Genomic DNA, 14,443 nt, shown 5'->3' on the forward strand with positions numbered 1-14,443 from the left:
TCACGTGAAACAAACCACCGGTCCCCCCAAAACAGCAATAAAAAAAGCCAGCAGATGCTGGCTTTCACTACTCTATCGGCAGGGGCTAAAACTCGCCTTACTCGCTTTCTAGCAAACGAGTACCATTAATCGCAATCTTGCGCGGCTGCTCCGCTTCTGGGATTTCTCGCTCAAGATCGATATGAAGCAAACCGTGCTCCATCTCAGCGCCAATCACCTTGACGTAATCAGCCAACTGGAACTTGCGCTCGAAGTCACGCTCGGCAATGCCCTGGTACAGGTATTGGCGTGATGCATCGTCTTTGGCTTCGCGGGTACCACGGACAATCAGCTTGTTCTGCTGCTGGGTGATATCCAGCTGCTCTTCGCCGAACCCGGCAACGGCCATCGTGATGCGGTAGTGGTTCTCATCCTGCTGCTCGATATTGTACGGAGGGTAACCGGCATTGTTGTTGGCGGCTGACTTCTCCATTTGGTTGAACAAACGGTCAAAGCCAATAGCAGAACGGTATAGAGGAGTGAAATCTAGGTTACGCATAACATTATCCTTCTTTGAAGCAATATATATAACGATGTGATAGGTGAAGCGGCTTTCCCCTTTGGGACAAGACCAACGCCGGCCCGCATTGCGGCACCTTGCTCTTCATTACTAGATATAGGGATGCAGAAAACAAATTCCAAGCCCCTGGGCAAAAAAATTTTCACCCTTCCCCTAAATAAAAAAAACGCCGCACTGTGTGCGGCGTTTTATCTGCAAACTTGATGCAACTCAGACTTATACGTCTAAGTTTGCGTTCAGGGCATTTTCTTCGATGAAGTGACGGCGAGGCTCAACCTGATCACCCATCAAAGTCGTGAACAGCTCATCGGCCGCTACTGCATCGTTGATGGTAACCTGCATCATACGGCGAGATTCAGGATCCATCGTGGTCTCCCATAGCTGCTCAGGGTTCATCTCACCCAGACCTTTGTATCGCTGTAGCGACAGGCCACGGCGCGATTCCTTGATCAGCCAATCCAGTGCTTCCTTAAAGCTCACCACCGGCTGCTTGCGCTCGCCACGCTGAACATAAGCCGATTCGTCGAGCAGCTCATTCAGTGCTTCAGACAAATCAGCCAGCTTGGCGTATTCCTTCGAGTTAAGCAGATCCACGCTCAGCGGATACTCGTGATCAACACCGTGAGTACGGACGGTCACTTTAGGTACCCAGACGCTATTTTCTTCATCCTTGACTAAGCTGAAGCTGTACTGGCTCTCGCCGGACTGCTTGCGATTCAGGGCTTCAACCAAGGTGCCAGCCCATGCCTCAACGCCAGACTCATCAGCCAACATATCGGCTGTCAGGCGCGGCTGGTAGACAAATTCGTTCAGTAGCAATGACGGGTAACGGCGGCTCATACGAGACACCAGCTTCATTGCACCGTTGTATTGTTTTACCAATGCTTCCAGAGCCGAGCCCGAAATTGCCGGAGCGCCTTCAGCCGTAAACAACGCCGCGTTATCCAGTGCCAGAGTCACCTGGTACTGGCCCATCTCCTCGTCATCCTGGATGTACTGCTCCTGCTTGCCTTTCTTCACCTTGTACAGCGGTGGCTGGGCAATGTAAATGTGGCCGCGTTCAATCAGCTCAGGCATTTGGCGGTAGAAGAAGGTCAACAGCAGCGTACGGATGTGCGAGCCGTCGACGTCGGCATCGGTCATGATGATGATGCTGTGGTAACGCAGCTTATCCGGGTTGTACTCATCTCGGCCGATACCACAGCCCATCGCGGTGATCAGGGTGGCAACTTCCTGCGATGACAGCATCTTGTCGAAACGTGCTTTCTCGACGTTAAGGATCTTACCTTTCAGCGGAAGAATCGCTTGGTTCTTACGGTTACGGCCCTGCTTGGCAGAACCGCCCGCAGAGTCACCCTCCACAATGTAGAGTTCAGACAATGCTGGATCTTTTTCCTGACAGTCTGCCAGTTTGCCCGGCAGGCCAGCCAGATCCAATGCACCTTTACGGCGGGTCATCTCACGGGCCTTACGTGCAGCTTCACGGGCGCGGGAGGCATCGATAATCTTGGTACATACCGTTTTTGCGTCGCCTGGGTTCTCAAGCAAGAAGTCACTCAGTTTCTCACCCATCGCCGATTCGACAGCAGGCTTCACTTCGCTAGATACCAGCTTGTCTTTGGTCTGGCTGGAGAACTTAGGATCAGGCACCTTGACCGATACAACAGCAGTTAGGCCTTCACGCGCATCATCGCCGGATGTCGCCGTCTTGGCCTTCTTCGAGTACCCTTCCTTTTCCATGAAGTTGTTCAGGGTACGGGTCAGCGCACCTCGGAAACCCGCAAGGTGGGTACCGCCATCGCGCTGCGGGATATTGTTGGTAAAGCAGTAGATATTTTCCTGGAAGCCATCGTTCCACTGCATCGCTACTTCAACACTGATACCGTCTTCGCGGGTAGACTCGAAATGGAAGACCTTGCCGTGGATCGGCGTTTTGTTGCGGTTCAGGTGGGCAACGAACGCCTGGATGCCACCTTCGTACATGAAGTGGTCTTGCTTGTCTGCCTCGCGCTCGTCAATCAACTTGATAGACACACCCGAGTTCAGGAAAGAGAGTTCGCGCAGGCGCTTGGCCAGGATCTCGTAATGGAATTCAATATTGCTGAACGTTTCGGCACTCGGCCAGAAACGGATACGGGTACCGGTACGGTCGGTATCGCCGATCACAGCCAGCGGAGCCTGAGGCTCGCCGTGGCGGTAAACCTGCTGGTGAATATGGCCACCACGATGGATAGTCAGCTCAACTTTCTCAGACAGGGCGTTCACAACAGAAACACCCACACCGTGCAGGCCACCTGATACCTTGTAAGAGTTATCGTCGAACTTACCGCCTGCGTGCAGAACGGTCATGATCACTTCTGCCGCCGATACTCCCTCTTCAGGGTGGAGCTCTGTCGGAATACCACGACCATCATCGCTAACCGACACCGAACCATCTTCATGGATGGTGACGACGATATCTTCACAGTGGCCAGCAAGAGCTTCATCGATAGAGTTATCGACCACCTCAAAGACCATGTGGTGCAGACCAGTGCCGTCATCAGTGTCACCAATGTACATCCCTGGGCGCTTACGTACCGCATCAAGGCCTTTTAGTACCTTGATACTTGATGAATCGTAGTTGTTGGACATTGAGTTACTCTCGCTTAATTTATCCTGCGGTTATTTTACCGTTTTCCACATGAAACATCTTGCCATTTTCATCATGCATATCGGCTATTTGGTCATAGCTGATCGCACTAATGAAGACCTGGGCGTCGGTTTCCTTTAACCGTTGCGCTAGCAGCGCACGCCGCTGGCTATCCAGTTCGGAAGCAAAATCATCAATTAAATATATACACGGCTTGCCCGTGGTTTCCGTCAGATGCAGCCCCTGCGCCAAGCGCAGTGCACACATCATCAATTTCAACTGGCCACGGGACAGCACGTCCTCGACCGGCGTACCGGCAACTTTTATCCGCAAGTCAGCCTTATGCGGCCCGCTTGCGGTATAGCCAAGCTGCACATCACGCTCGAAATTGCGCCGCAACAGCTCGGCATACGGGGTTTCTTTCTCCCAACCACGGTAGTAACCGAGTTGGATGTCGAATTCTGGTAGGAAACTCTGGCAAATCTCCTCGGTTTTGCGCTTAACGGCATCGAGGTAGTCTTGGCGCCAGATATTGATATCTTCCGCCAGCACGGCAAGCTCCTGATCCCAATAACTGAGCTCACGGTAGCCACGCGCCGTTTTGAGCAAGGCATTGCGCTGCTTGGTCAATCGCTTGATGCGAGACCAAGCATGGTAGAACTGGGGTTCCACGTGAAACACCCCCCAGTCGATAAAGGCTCGGCGGAATTTAGGGCCGCCCATCAACAGTTCGAACCCTTCGGGGGTGATCAGCTGCAATGGCAAGATCTTGGCAAGCTGTGCAAGCTTCTGGTTGCCTTCCCCGCCAATTTTCAGCTCGGTAGAACCATCGCGCTTCTTGTTGATCCCAACCGGCAGCTCCATCGCCGATCCGGACTGCAGCCGGCCATGGATAAACAGCTCAGATTGGTCATGGCGGATCACCCGCCCGGTCAGGTGGCTGCGAAAAGAGCGGCCATGGCCGAGATAATAGACGGCTTCCAGCACACTGGTCTTGCCGCTGCCGTTGGCACCCACCAAAAAGTTGAAGCTTGACGACAAGGATAAGTCGCAAGCTTCAATATTGCGGAAGTCTTTTACAATAAGACGGGTCAGAGCCATGCTTTATAGCCTGATCGGCATCACCACATACATGGCATTGTCACTGGCTAGATCTTCTAACAGTGCACTGGCATTGGCATCGGTCAGTGACCAGCGTACCTGTTCACACTTCAGGGTATTGAGGACATCTAGCACATAGCTGACATTAAACCCGATTTCCAACGGCTCGCCGTCATAATTCACATCCAAAAACTCCTCGGCCTCTTCCTGCTCTGGGTTATTGGCGGTGATCCGCATCTGGCCTTGCGACAAATTCAAGCGCACACCGCGGAACTTCTCGTTAGACAAAATGGCGGCACGGGTAAAGGCCTTGCGCAGCTCATCACAGTTGGCTTCGACAATCTTGGTGCTGCTTTTCGGCATCACCCGGCGATAATCAGGGAAACGGCCGTCAACCAGCTTGGAGGTGAAGATGAAATTGTTTACCTGGGCACGGATATTCGAGTGGCCGATCTGGATCCGAACATCGGCATCCGGCGTATCCAGCAGGCGCATCAGCTCCATGACCCCTTTGCGTGGGACAATAATCTGCTTGTCTGGCATCGCATCGGCAAGTTCGATACTGCATACCGCCATTCGGTGGCCGTCAGTGGCAACCGAGCGCAACGTGGTACCGCTGGTTTCAAACAGCATGCCGTTAAGGTAATAACGCACATCCTGATGGGCCATCGAGAACTGGGTGCTCTCGATAAGCTGGCGCATCTGCCCTTGCGGCAACACCAGCTCCACGTCGCTCTGCCAGTCTTCGATATTCGGGAAATCGGCTGCCGGCAGTACAGACAGGGTGTATCGGCTTCGGCCGGAGCGGATAATAACCCGGTCGCCTTCCAGCGATACAATGATATTGGCACTGTCCGGCAAGCCGCGGCAAATATCGAAGAACTTGCGTGAAGGAACGGTCACGGCTCCGGCTTCAAAGTCGCCTTCCAGCGCCAGATTGGCAACCATTTCCACTTCCAAATCCGTCCCCGTCATCGACAGGCAGCCATCGGCAACCTGGAGCAGGATATTGCCGAGGATCGGCAATGACGGACGGCCGCCCAATGCACCAGAGACCTGCTGCAGCGGCTTTAACAAGTGATCGCGGGATACTGTAAATTTCATATTAAGATGACAATGTTCTAATTAGGTTTGAATAATCTTCTTTGATGTCATGGCTTTCTTCACGCAACTGCTCGATCTTGCGGCAAGCGTGGAGCACCGTGGTATGGTCGCGGCCACCGAAAGCATCACCGATTTCCGGCAAGCTATGGTTGGTCAGCTCCTTGGCCAAAGCCATTGCCATCTGACGTGGACGAGCCACCGAGCGCGAACGGCGCTTGGACAGCATATCAGCCATCTTAATCTTATAATACTCAGCCACGGTCTTCTGGATATTATCGATCGTGACCAATTTTTCCTGCAAAGCCAGCAAGTCACGCAGTGCCTCGCGGACAAAATCAATGGTAATGGCACGCCCGGTAAAATTGGCGTTGGCAATCACCCGGTTCAGAGCCCCTTCCAGCTCCCGAACGTTTGAGCGCAGGCGCTTGGCAATGAAAAAAGCAACCTCGTCAGCCAGACGGATATTGTGATCCTCTGCCTTCTTCATCAGGATAGCAACCCGGGTCTCAAGCTCAGGCGGCTCGATAGCCACTGTCAGGCCCCAGCCAAAACGGGACTTGAGGCGATCCTCCACCCCGTTGATTTCGCGCGGGTAGCGGTCTGATGTCAGGATAATTTGCTGGTTGCCCTCAAGCAGCGCGTTGAAGGTGTGGAAAAACTCCTCCTGCGAGCGCTCCTTGTTGGCGAAAAACTGGATGTCATCGATCAGCAGGGCATCGACACTACGGTAGTAACGCTTGAACTCCTCGATGGCATTGTTCTGCAGCGCCTTGACCATATCCTGGACAAAACGCTCGGAGTGCATGTACACCACTTTGGCATTGGGCTTGCGATCGGCAATCGCATTCCCTACAGCATGGAGCAAGTGGGTTTTACCCAAGCCGGTACCGCCATACAGGAACAGCGGGTTGTATGCGGCCCCCGGGTTGTCCGCCACCTGGCGGCAGGCAGCCAGACCCAGTTGGTTCGATTTACCCTCAACGAAGTTGTTGAAGTTGTGCTTGGGGTTAACGTTAGAACGGTAGCCACCACCCTGACTTTCGGGCTGAACCGGCGAAGGAGCAGGCTCCCAGACTCGCGACGGAATATCATCCTCGACCGGAGGCGGTGCCACCCGGGTCGGCGGCGGGGTGAGCACGGTAGGCTGCGGCGGCGGGGCCGCAACAGGACGGCTGCCGACCTCAAAACGCAGGATCGGCATATCGTTACCGCAATACTCATTAAGCAAGCGATTGATATTATTCAGGTATCTGTCGCGTACCCAATCAAGCACAAATCGATTAGGGGCGAACAAGGTCAGCGTATTATCGTTCAGCTCGGCCTGAAGCGGACGAACCCACATGCTGAATTCTGTTGCAGGGAGTTCTTCCTGAAGGCGTTGAAGGCACTGCAACCAAAGCGAAGATGACAAGCTCGACTCCACACAGAATAACTAGAAAACACAAAAGGGATGCAATTTTATACCCCCCAGCCGAGGATCGCCAGCAAAGAGATCGCAGATCCAGTGAATAAGATCCGAGTTATTCACATAGATCACACAGCAAAATGGAAGATCAGCACAATTTTACCCCCGCTTACCCACAATTTCATAAACATGATCCGGTTTTCGGCCAAACTCGCAGTTATTTCAAATAACCGATAGTTATTTAAAAAACGCCGTATGTTCCAGCTAGGATAGCCAGACGAAATACAGCAGAACATAACAGCAACCTGAGGAGTTAACAGGATGAAACGCTGGATCACTACCGCTTTTGCCGCCATTGCCCTGACAATAACCACCACACACACAGCAATCGCCGCCACAGACGTCAAAGTCGGCATGTCCGGCCGCTATTTCCCCTTCACCTTTGTCAAGCAGGACCAGCTCCAGGGTTTTGAGGTTGATCTGTGGAACGAAATCGCCAAGCGCAACGACTACAACGTCGAGTTCGTCACCGCCAATTTCTCAGGCCTGTTCGGCCTGCTCGAAACCGGCCGCATCGATACGATTTCCAACCAGATCACCATCACCCCGGAGCGCGAGGCCAAATACCTGTTCTCAGCCCCCTATGTCATTGACGGTGCCCAACTCGTCATTCGCCGTGGCAACGACAGCATCAAGGAAACCGCCGATCTGAGCGGGAAAACCGTCGGGGTCAACCTCGGGTCGAATTACGAACAGCTTCTGCGCCAACTCGACAACGCCGACCAAATCACCATCAAGACTTACGATACCGGAATCGAGCATGATGTAGCCCTCGGCCGAACCGATGCCTTCGTGATGGATCGCCTCTCGTCGCTAGCGCTGATCAAAAAAGCCAATCTGCCGCTGCAACTGGCAGGAAAGCCCTTTGAGCGCATCGAAAATGCCTGGCCGTTCCGTAACACCGAAAAAGGGCGCATCCTGCAAGGCGAGGTCAACCAAACACTCGAGGCCATGCGCAAGGACGGTACCCTGACCGAGATATCCCGCAAATGGTTCGACGCCGACATCACCCGCTAAGCCAGCTATCCTTCTAGCAACCGGGCCCGATACTGGGCCCGCTGTTTTTCTGCCTATCGATACGAGTTCTGCCATGGCATTTGACTTCAACTACATGCTTTCGCTGCTGCCGATCCTGCTGCGCTACCTGGGTACCACGATGAGCATGGCCCTGTGGGGCCTGCTGTTTGCCCTGATATTGTCGCTACTGCTCGCCCTGCTCCGGACCTACAAGATCCCGCTGCTTGACCAGCTGAGCCAGCTTTACATCAGCTTTTTCCGCGGCACTCCGCTGCTGGTCCAGCTGTTTTTGCTCTACTACGGCCTGCCGCAACTGTTCCCGGTATTCATCGGGATGGACGCCTTCACGGCGGCGGTGATCGGCCTGACGCTGCACTTTGCCGCCTACATGGCCGAAAGCATCCGCGCCGCCATCAGCGGGGTCGACCGCAGCCAGCGCGAGGCCAGCCTGTCCATCGGGATGACCGAGCTGCAGGCGATGCGCCGGATCATTCTGCCGCAGGCCACCCGCATCGCCCTGCCTTCGCTGATGAACTATTTTATCGACATGATCAAATCGACCTCGCTCGCCTTCACCCTCGGGGTCGCCGAAATCATGGCCAAGGCCCAGATGGAAGCATCGTCGAGCTTCAAGTTCTTCGAGGCCTTTCTCGCCGTCGCCCTTATCTACTGGGCCATAGTACTGGTGCTCACCCGCGTGCAGCACTGGGCAGAACACAAACTCAACCGGGCATACACACGATGATTTCGATTACCAACCTGACCAAGCGCTTCGGCGACAGCACGATTTTTTCCGGCCTCGACCTGACCATCAACCACGGCGAGATCGTCGTGGTGATCGGCCCGTCCGGCACCGGCAAGTCTACCCTGCTCCGCTGCATCAACGTCCTTGAGCACGCCGACAGCGGCCAGATCACCATTGGCGAGACCCATTTTGATTCCACGCAGCCCCGCCAGGCCGATATCCTGGCCCTGCGCCGGAAAACCGGTTTTGTATTCCAGAACTACGCCCTCTTTGCCCATCTCACCGCGCAGCAGAACATTGCCGAGGGGCTGATCACGGTCAAGGGCTGGAAAAAAGAAGCCGCCTACCTGCGAGCCCAGCAAATCCTTGACGATATCGGCCTGGGGGACAAAGGCGGCCATTACCCGGCAGCCCTCTCCGGCGGCCAGCAGCAACGGGTCGGGATCGGCCGGGCGATGGCACTCGACGCAGAGCTGCTGCTGTTTGACGAGCCAACCTCGGCGCTCGACCCGGAGTGGGTCGGCGAAGTCCTGACCCTGATGCAAAAATTGGCCACCCGCCACCAAACCATGCTGGTTGTTACCCACGAGATGCAGTTCGCCCGCGAAGTCGCCGACCGGGTGATCTTCATGGCCGACGGCGAGTTCGTCGAACAGGGCACGCCGGATCAGATCTTCACCCAACCGCACGATCCTCGGTTAAAAAAGTTCCTGAATAAGGTCGGGATCCAACAAGGATCCTTGCACTCCTCGTCACAAAACGTATAATGCAGCGCCCGTGATGGTCGACGGGTGAAATGATTGACTAATTTCGAGTCAATGATTACAATTCCGCCTCTTTGTTTAGAGGCTACGTCTGTTCGCAGACGGAAACTCTGACCATACTTAAAAACTGATCAGTTAAATTTTTAAGGTAAAAAGCATGAAACGCACTTTTCAACCTTCAGTTCTGAAGCGCAAGCGTACTCACGGTTTCCGTGCTCGCATGGCGACTAAGAATGGCCGCGCTGTAATCAATGCACGTCGCGCTAAAGGCCGTAAGCGTCTTTCTAAGTAATCTTTGATTATTTTGAGTAAGTACGCTTTCTCTCGGGAGTTACGTCTGCTAACTCCCGAACACTATAAAAAAGTCTTCCAGCAAGCTCACCGTGCTGGCTCTCCTCATTTAACTATTCTTGCCCGTCCCAACAATCTTGACCATCCGCGTCTAGGCTTAGCTGTACCCAAAAAACAGATCAAAACTGCCGTGGGCCGCAACCGCTTCAAACGTATCGCACGTGAGAGCTTCCGCCTAAAGCAAAATGACCTGCCAGCAAGCGATTTTGTTGTTATCGCCAAGAAAAGTGCCAGTGAATTGAGCAACGAAGAACTTTTCAAGTTGCTAGATAAATTATGGCATCGCCTGTCTCGCCCTTCGCGTGGCTAGTCGTAAGACTAGTCCGCTTTTACCAACTGGCAATCAGTCCGCTCATCGGGCCCCGTTGTCGCTTTACCCCAACCTGTTCCCAATACGCCATTGAAGCTGTCAAAGCGCATGGAGCAATAAAAGGTGGTTGGTTCGCAGCGAAACGTCTATTAAGATGTCATCCTTTAACCGACGGTGGTTACGACCCCGTTCCGCCAACCAAGCATAACGACAGAGATAATTAACGATGGATTCCCAACGCAATATTCTGTTAATTGCCCTACTGTTTGTCTCGTTCCTGCTTTTCCAACAATGGAACATGGACAGCAATCCTCAGCCTCAGGGCCAGGGTGTAGCGCAACAAGCAAACATCAGTGGTGATGTCCCTTCACACTCCGGTGATGGCCAGCCAATTACTGACCAAAGCTCATCCAATAACCTGATCACCATCAACACCGATGTACTCGCGCTGACTGTCGATACGCTAGGTGGCGATATCATCGAAGCCAAATTGCTGGCTTACGACAACGAGCTGGACTCAACCGACCCGTTCGTCCTTCTGAAAAATATTCCTAACCACGTCTATACTGCCCAGTCAGGCCTGATCGGCGCCAACGGCATCGACTCAACAGCAGGACGCGCCCAGCTAACCGCAAGCGCTGACAGCTTTACCCTGGCAGAAGGCCTGAAGGAACTACATGTTCCGCTGACCTACCAGAAAGACGGGATCAGCTACACCAAGACCTTCGTCCTTGAGCGCGGCAGCTACGCGGTCAATGTTGACTACACCGTCGACAACCAGAGCGACAAGCCAGCCTCTGTCCAGATGTATGCCCAGCTTAAGCAGAACCTGATGGACGACGGCAGCAGCCTGACGATGCCGACGTACCGTGGCGGTGCTTACTCTGCCGACGACGTCAAGTACAAGAAGTACAGCTTCGAAGACATGCAGGACAAGAACCTGTCGCTGGAAATCAAAGAGCACGGCTGGGCTGCGATGATGCAGCACTACTTCGTCTCTGCATGGATCCCACGCGGCGAAGGTACAAGCCAGCTTTATACCCTGACCAACAACGGCCTGGGCTTTATCGGCGTACGCCTTCCTGTGACCACGATTGCTCCCGGCCAGCAGGACACCCTGAAAACAACACTGTGGGTAGGTCCTAAGCTGCAAGAGCAGATGGAAGCAACGGCACAGAACCTGAACCTGACTGTCGACTACGGCTGGCTATGGTTCATCGCAAGCCCGCTGCACAGCCTGCTTTCGTTCATCGAAGGCCTGGTTGGCAACTGGGGTGTCGCGATCATCATCCTGACCTTCATTGTCCGTGGTGCGATGTACCCGCTGACCAAGGCGCAGTACACCTCAATGGCCAAGATGCGTATGCTTCAGCCTAAGCTGCAGGCAATGCGCGAGCGTCTAGGCGACGACCGCCAGCGTATGAGCCAGGAAATGATGGAGCTGTACAAGAAAGAGAAGGTCAACCCGTTGGGTGGCTGTCTTCCAATCTTGCTGCAGATGCCTATCTTCATCGCCCTGTACTGGGCACTGATGGAATCTGTCGAACTGCGCCATGCACCGTTCTTCGGCTGGATCCATGACCTGTCGGCCCAGGACCCGTACTATGTACTGCCGATCCTGATGGGTGCGACCATGTTCATGATCCAGAAGATGAGCCCAAGCACAGTCACCGATCCGATGCAGCAGAAGATCATGACCTTCATGCCGGTTATGTTTACCTTCTTCTTCCTGTTCTTCCCTTCAGGTCTGGTTCTTTACTGGTTGGTATCGAACATCGTGACCCTGATCCAGCAGACGCTGATTTACCGCGCGCTGGAGAAGAAAGGCCTGCATACCAAGTAACACCGTGCAGCACTGAAAAAGGCGACCTCAGGGTCGCCTTTTTTGTAAGCACGATTTCTTACTGCGACCATCGCTGGGCAATCCGCCCGACTCTGTTTACAATTACAGCGTATTTATCAAGCAAAGCTAAAATTATGATCGAACATACAGATACCATCGTTGCCCAAGCCACCCCACCCGGACGCGGTGGTGTGGGTATTATCCGAGTTTCCGGGCCAAAGGCGGCCGACGTCGCCCTGACCGTGGCCGGCCGCGAGCTCAAACCCCGCTACGCCGAATACCTGCCGTTCAAAGACGAGCACGGCAACGCCCTCGACCAAGGTATCGCCCTGTTCTTCAAAGGACCGAACTCCTTCACCGGCGAAGACGTCCTCGAGCTTCAGGGCCACGGTGGCCCAGTGCTGATGGATATGCTGATCCGCCGCATCCTGCAAATCGACGGCATCCGAACCGCCCGCCCAGGCGAGTTCTCCGAGCGCGCCTTCATGAACGACAAGCTGGATTTGGCGCAGGCCGAAGCGATTGCCGATCTGATTGATGCAAGTTCCGAAGAAGCCGCCAAGAGCGCCTTCAAATCGCTTCAGGGCGCGTTCTCGACCCGGGTCAACGAACTGGTCGAGTCACTGATCCACCTCCGTATCTACGTCGAGGCCGCCATTGATTTTCCCGAGGAAGAAATCGACTTTCTGTCTGACGGCAAGGTCAGCAACGATCTGAACTGCATTATCGAGCGCCTTGATGCAGTACGACGCGAGGCCAATCAGGGCGCGATTATGCGAGAAGGGATGAAGGTAGTTATCGCCGGCCGCCCTAATGCCGGCAAATCCAGCCTACTCAATGCCCTGTCGGGCAAGGACAGTGCCATCGTTACCGACATCGCCGGCACCACCCGCGACGTCCTGCGCGAGCATATCCACATTGACGGCATGCCACTGCACATCATCGATACTGCTGGCCTGCGCGAGGCCTCGGATGAGGTCGAAAGAATTGGTATCGAACGCGCCTGGGACGAAATCCAGCAGGCCGATCGCGTCCTGTTTATGGTCGACGGCACCACCACTGACGCCACCGATCCAGCCGATATCTGGCCGGAATTCATCGAACGCTTGCCACAGGGACTCGGTATCACCGTCATCCGCAACAAGGTCGAGCTGACCGGGGAAAGCGCCGGGATCTGCCACGTCAACAACCCAACCCTTATCCGCCTCTCCGCCCGTACCGGCGACGGTGTCGACAGCCTACGTGAGCACCTCAAGGAGTGCATGGGCTTTGCAGGGACGACCGAGGGTGGCTTCATGGCCCGCCGCCGCCACCTGGATGCCCTGGAACGCGCTGCCAGCCACCTCGAGACCGGCAAAGAGCAGCTTGAAGGCTTCATGGCCGGGGAAATCCTCGCCGAGGAGCTCCGCCTCGCCCAGCAACACCTAAGCGAAATCACCGGGGAATTCACCTCGGACGATCTGCTTGGCCGGATCTTTACCTCTTTCTGCATCGGAAAGTAGTAACGATCACCTTCGCGATCTAAATGCCAGCCTGTTCCGATCCTAGGGACAGGCTGTGTATAACCCCTCCCATGAAAGATCCTCAATCCGCGGATCCCCCCTTTCCTCCTGCGTTCAAGCCAGTAAAATAGCTGTGTACAGAACCACTGTGCACAAATGGCAAACAAGAGAGGACACAATGAGCCATATCACCCTAATCACCGGCAGTACCCTCGGCGGTGCCGAATACGTTGCTGACCACCTCAGCGATCTGCTAGAACAAGCCGGCCATAACACCGATATCGCCAACCAACCCGATCTGGCACAGCTGGCGACAGATACTATCTGGCTGGTGGTATGCTCAACCCATGGGGCCGGTGACTATCCGGACAACTTCCAACCTTTCGCCGCCCAACTGGCCTCCCAACAGCCCGATTTGTCGGCTCTGAAGTATGGCATTATCGGCCTTGGCGACAGCAGCTACGATACTTTCTGCGCCGCTGCGAAAAATATCGACAAGCAACTCGCCCAACTGGGGGCAATCCGCCAGGGAGAGCGACTAGAAATCGATGTTTCGCAAGATCCGGTACCGGAAGATCCGGCAGAAAAATGGTTGGAAGACTGGGAAAAGCTGCTGGATCGATAGTAAAACCGGCGATATTTTTTCCAAAAAACGATCGATTTTAATATTTTTTCTGTGGGTAACTATGGATCTAAACAGTGATCAACCCATAGTTATCCATTTAATAACTTTATCCCCAAGGTGGGGCTGTTGATAAGTCGCCATTTTGATCCCAGCTAATCCTCATAGAGATCCATGCTCCCCCACAGGAAATGATCCTCTATAAAACCATGATCATTAAGATCATTTAACGCTTATCCACACGATCGCCGGATCTAAATAATAGATCCAGTAGAAGATCTTTAAAAAGATCTTATATATATTTAATTCTCTCTTCCCTCCCAAGATCAAATGATCTTCATGAAAGATTCTCTCTTTTCCTGAAACAGGATAGAATGATCAACCTTTGCTCAAAGATAACTCACTGGCATTTTTGAATACCCGAGGTAGTT

The 14,443-nt window shown here is 54.0% G+C and carries 14 protein-coding genes; 9 read left to right on the top strand and 5 right to left on the bottom strand.

The annotated features are described in order from the left end of the window. Nucleotides 1-97 precede the first annotated feature (97 nt). The 5 genes from ABT56_RS20800 to dnaA form a co-directional block, all read right to left on the bottom strand. The gene (locus ABT56_RS20800; protein WP_047880851.1) at nucleotides 98-538 is read right to left on the bottom strand and encodes an Hsp20 family protein; all 441 of its coding nucleotides are present in this window, start codon (nucleotides 536-538) and stop codon (nucleotides 98-100) included. Nucleotides 539-775: 237 nt separating this feature from the next. Continuing rightward, entirely contained in the window at nucleotides 776-3,190 is a 2,415-nt protein-coding gene (gene gyrB, locus ABT56_RS20805) for a DNA topoisomerase (ATP-hydrolyzing) subunit B (RefSeq protein ID WP_047880852.1), read from the bottom strand. Between the two features lie 19 nt (nucleotides 3,191-3,209). Beyond that, nucleotides 3,210-4,289: a DNA replication/repair protein RecF gene (gene recF / locus ABT56_RS20810; protein WP_047880853.1), complete on the bottom strand. Its 1,080-nt coding sequence runs from the start codon at nucleotides 4,287-4,289 to the stop codon at nucleotides 3,210-3,212. A gap of 3 nt (nucleotides 4,290-4,292) precedes the next feature. Then, nucleotides 4,293-5,393: a DNA polymerase III subunit beta gene (gene dnaN / locus ABT56_RS20815; protein WP_047880854.1), complete on the bottom strand. Its 1,101-nt coding sequence runs from the start codon at nucleotides 5,391-5,393 to the stop codon at nucleotides 4,293-4,295. Nucleotide 5,394: 1 nt separating this feature from the next. After that, nucleotides 5,395-6,804: a chromosomal replication initiator protein DnaA gene (dnaA, locus tag ABT56_RS20820; protein WP_047880855.1), complete on the bottom strand. Its 1,410-nt coding sequence runs from the start codon at nucleotides 6,802-6,804 to the stop codon at nucleotides 5,395-5,397. Nucleotides 6,805-7,119: 315 nt separating this feature from the next. On the opposite strand from dnaA, the gene ABT56_RS20825 reads away from it, so the two are divergent. From ABT56_RS20825 to mioC, 9 genes are all read left to right on the top strand, one after another. Then, a complete protein-coding gene (locus ABT56_RS20825; RefSeq protein ID WP_047880856.1) occupies nucleotides 7,120-7,875 on the top strand; it encodes an amino acid ABC transporter substrate-binding protein in 756 nt (251 codons plus the stop codon). Nucleotides 7,876-7,948: 73 nt separating this feature from the next. Continuing rightward, nucleotides 7,949-8,620, top strand: coding sequence for an amino acid ABC transporter permease (locus tag ABT56_RS20830; RefSeq protein ID WP_047880857.1), 672 nt, complete (start codon nucleotides 7,949-7,951; stop codon nucleotides 8,618-8,620). Continuing rightward, nucleotides 8,617-9,387 (top strand): amino acid ABC transporter ATP-binding protein, encoded by a 771-nt coding sequence (locus ABT56_RS20835; protein WP_047880858.1) that lies wholly within the window; start codon nucleotides 8,617-8,619, stop codon nucleotides 9,385-9,387. The genes ABT56_RS20830 and ABT56_RS20835 overlap by 4 nt, the downstream gene beginning before the upstream one ends. A 154-nt stretch (nucleotides 9,388-9,541) precedes the next feature. Further along, nucleotides 9,542-9,676 (top strand): 50S ribosomal protein L34, encoded by a 135-nt coding sequence (gene rpmH, locus ABT56_RS23765; RefSeq protein WP_081669218.1) that lies wholly within the window; start codon nucleotides 9,542-9,544, stop codon nucleotides 9,674-9,676. Nucleotides 9,677-9,688: 12 nt separating this feature from the next. Continuing rightward, entirely contained in the window at nucleotides 9,689-10,045 is a 357-nt protein-coding gene (gene rnpA, locus ABT56_RS20840) for a ribonuclease P protein component (protein ID WP_047880872.1), read from the top strand. Continuing rightward, on the top strand, nucleotides 10,012-10,269 hold the full coding sequence (yidD, locus tag ABT56_RS23770; RefSeq protein ID WP_084722448.1) for a membrane protein insertion efficiency factor YidD: 258 nt from the start codon (nucleotides 10,012-10,014) through the stop codon (nucleotides 10,267-10,269). The genes rnpA and yidD overlap by 34 nt, the downstream gene beginning before the upstream one ends. A gap of 2 nt (nucleotides 10,270-10,271) precedes the next feature. After that, entirely contained in the window at nucleotides 10,272-11,888 is a 1,617-nt protein-coding gene (gene yidC, locus ABT56_RS20845; protein ID WP_047880859.1) for a membrane protein insertase YidC, read from the top strand. Between the two features lie 134 nt (nucleotides 11,889-12,022). Then, entirely contained in the window at nucleotides 12,023-13,390 is a 1,368-nt protein-coding gene (mnmE, locus tag ABT56_RS20850) for a tRNA uridine-5-carboxymethylaminomethyl(34) synthesis GTPase MnmE (RefSeq protein WP_047880860.1), read from the top strand. A 178-nt stretch (nucleotides 13,391-13,568) separates the two neighbouring features. Then, the gene (gene mioC / locus ABT56_RS20855) at nucleotides 13,569-14,015 is read left to right on the top strand and encodes an FMN-binding protein MioC (protein ID WP_047880861.1); all 447 of its coding nucleotides are present in this window, start codon (nucleotides 13,569-13,571) and stop codon (nucleotides 14,013-14,015) included. Nucleotides 14,016-14,443 lie beyond the last annotated feature (428 nt).

It is taken from the genome of Photobacterium aquae (assembly GCF_001029445.1).
Taxonomy (GTDB): domain Bacteria; phylum Pseudomonadota; class Gammaproteobacteria; order Enterobacterales; family Vibrionaceae; genus Photobacterium; species Photobacterium aquae.

Excerpts from the sequence above, each read along its gene's own strand:
- ABT56_RS20800 (WP_047880851.1), bottom strand. The coding sequence starts at position 538 with ATGCGTAACCTAGATTTCACTCCTCTATACCGTTCTGCTATTGGCTTT.
- gyrB (WP_047880852.1), bottom strand. The coding sequence starts at position 3,190 with ATGTCCAACAACTACGATTCATCAAGTATCAAGGTACTAAAAGGCCTT.
- recF (WP_047880853.1), bottom strand. The coding sequence starts at position 4,289 with ATGGCTCTGACCCGTCTTATTGTAAAAGACTTCCGCAATATTGAAGCT.
- dnaN (WP_047880854.1), bottom strand. The coding sequence starts at position 5,393 with ATGAAATTTACAGTATCCCGCGATCACTTGTTAAAGCCGCTGCAGCAG.
- ABT56_RS20825 (WP_047880856.1), top strand. The coding sequence starts at position 7,120 with ATGAAACGCTGGATCACTACCGCTTTTGCCGCCATTGCCCTGACAATA.
- ABT56_RS20830 (WP_047880857.1), top strand. The coding sequence starts at position 7,949 with ATGGCATTTGACTTCAACTACATGCTTTCGCTGCTGCCGATCCTGCTG.
- ABT56_RS20835 (WP_047880858.1), top strand. The coding sequence starts at position 8,617 with ATGATTTCGATTACCAACCTGACCAAGCGCTTCGGCGACAGCACGATT.
- rpmH (WP_081669218.1), top strand. The coding sequence starts at position 9,542 with ATGAAACGCACTTTTCAACCTTCAGTTCTGAAGCGCAAGCGTACTCAC.
- yidD (WP_084722448.1), top strand. The coding sequence starts at position 10,012 with ATGGCATCGCCTGTCTCGCCCTTCGCGTGGCTAGTCGTAAGACTAGTC.
- yidC (WP_047880859.1), top strand. The coding sequence starts at position 10,272 with ATGGATTCCCAACGCAATATTCTGTTAATTGCCCTACTGTTTGTCTCG.
- mnmE (WP_047880860.1), top strand. The coding sequence starts at position 12,023 with ATGATCGAACATACAGATACCATCGTTGCCCAAGCCACCCCACCCGGA.
- mioC (WP_047880861.1), top strand. The coding sequence starts at position 13,569 with ATGAGCCATATCACCCTAATCACCGGCAGTACCCTCGGCGGTGCCGAA.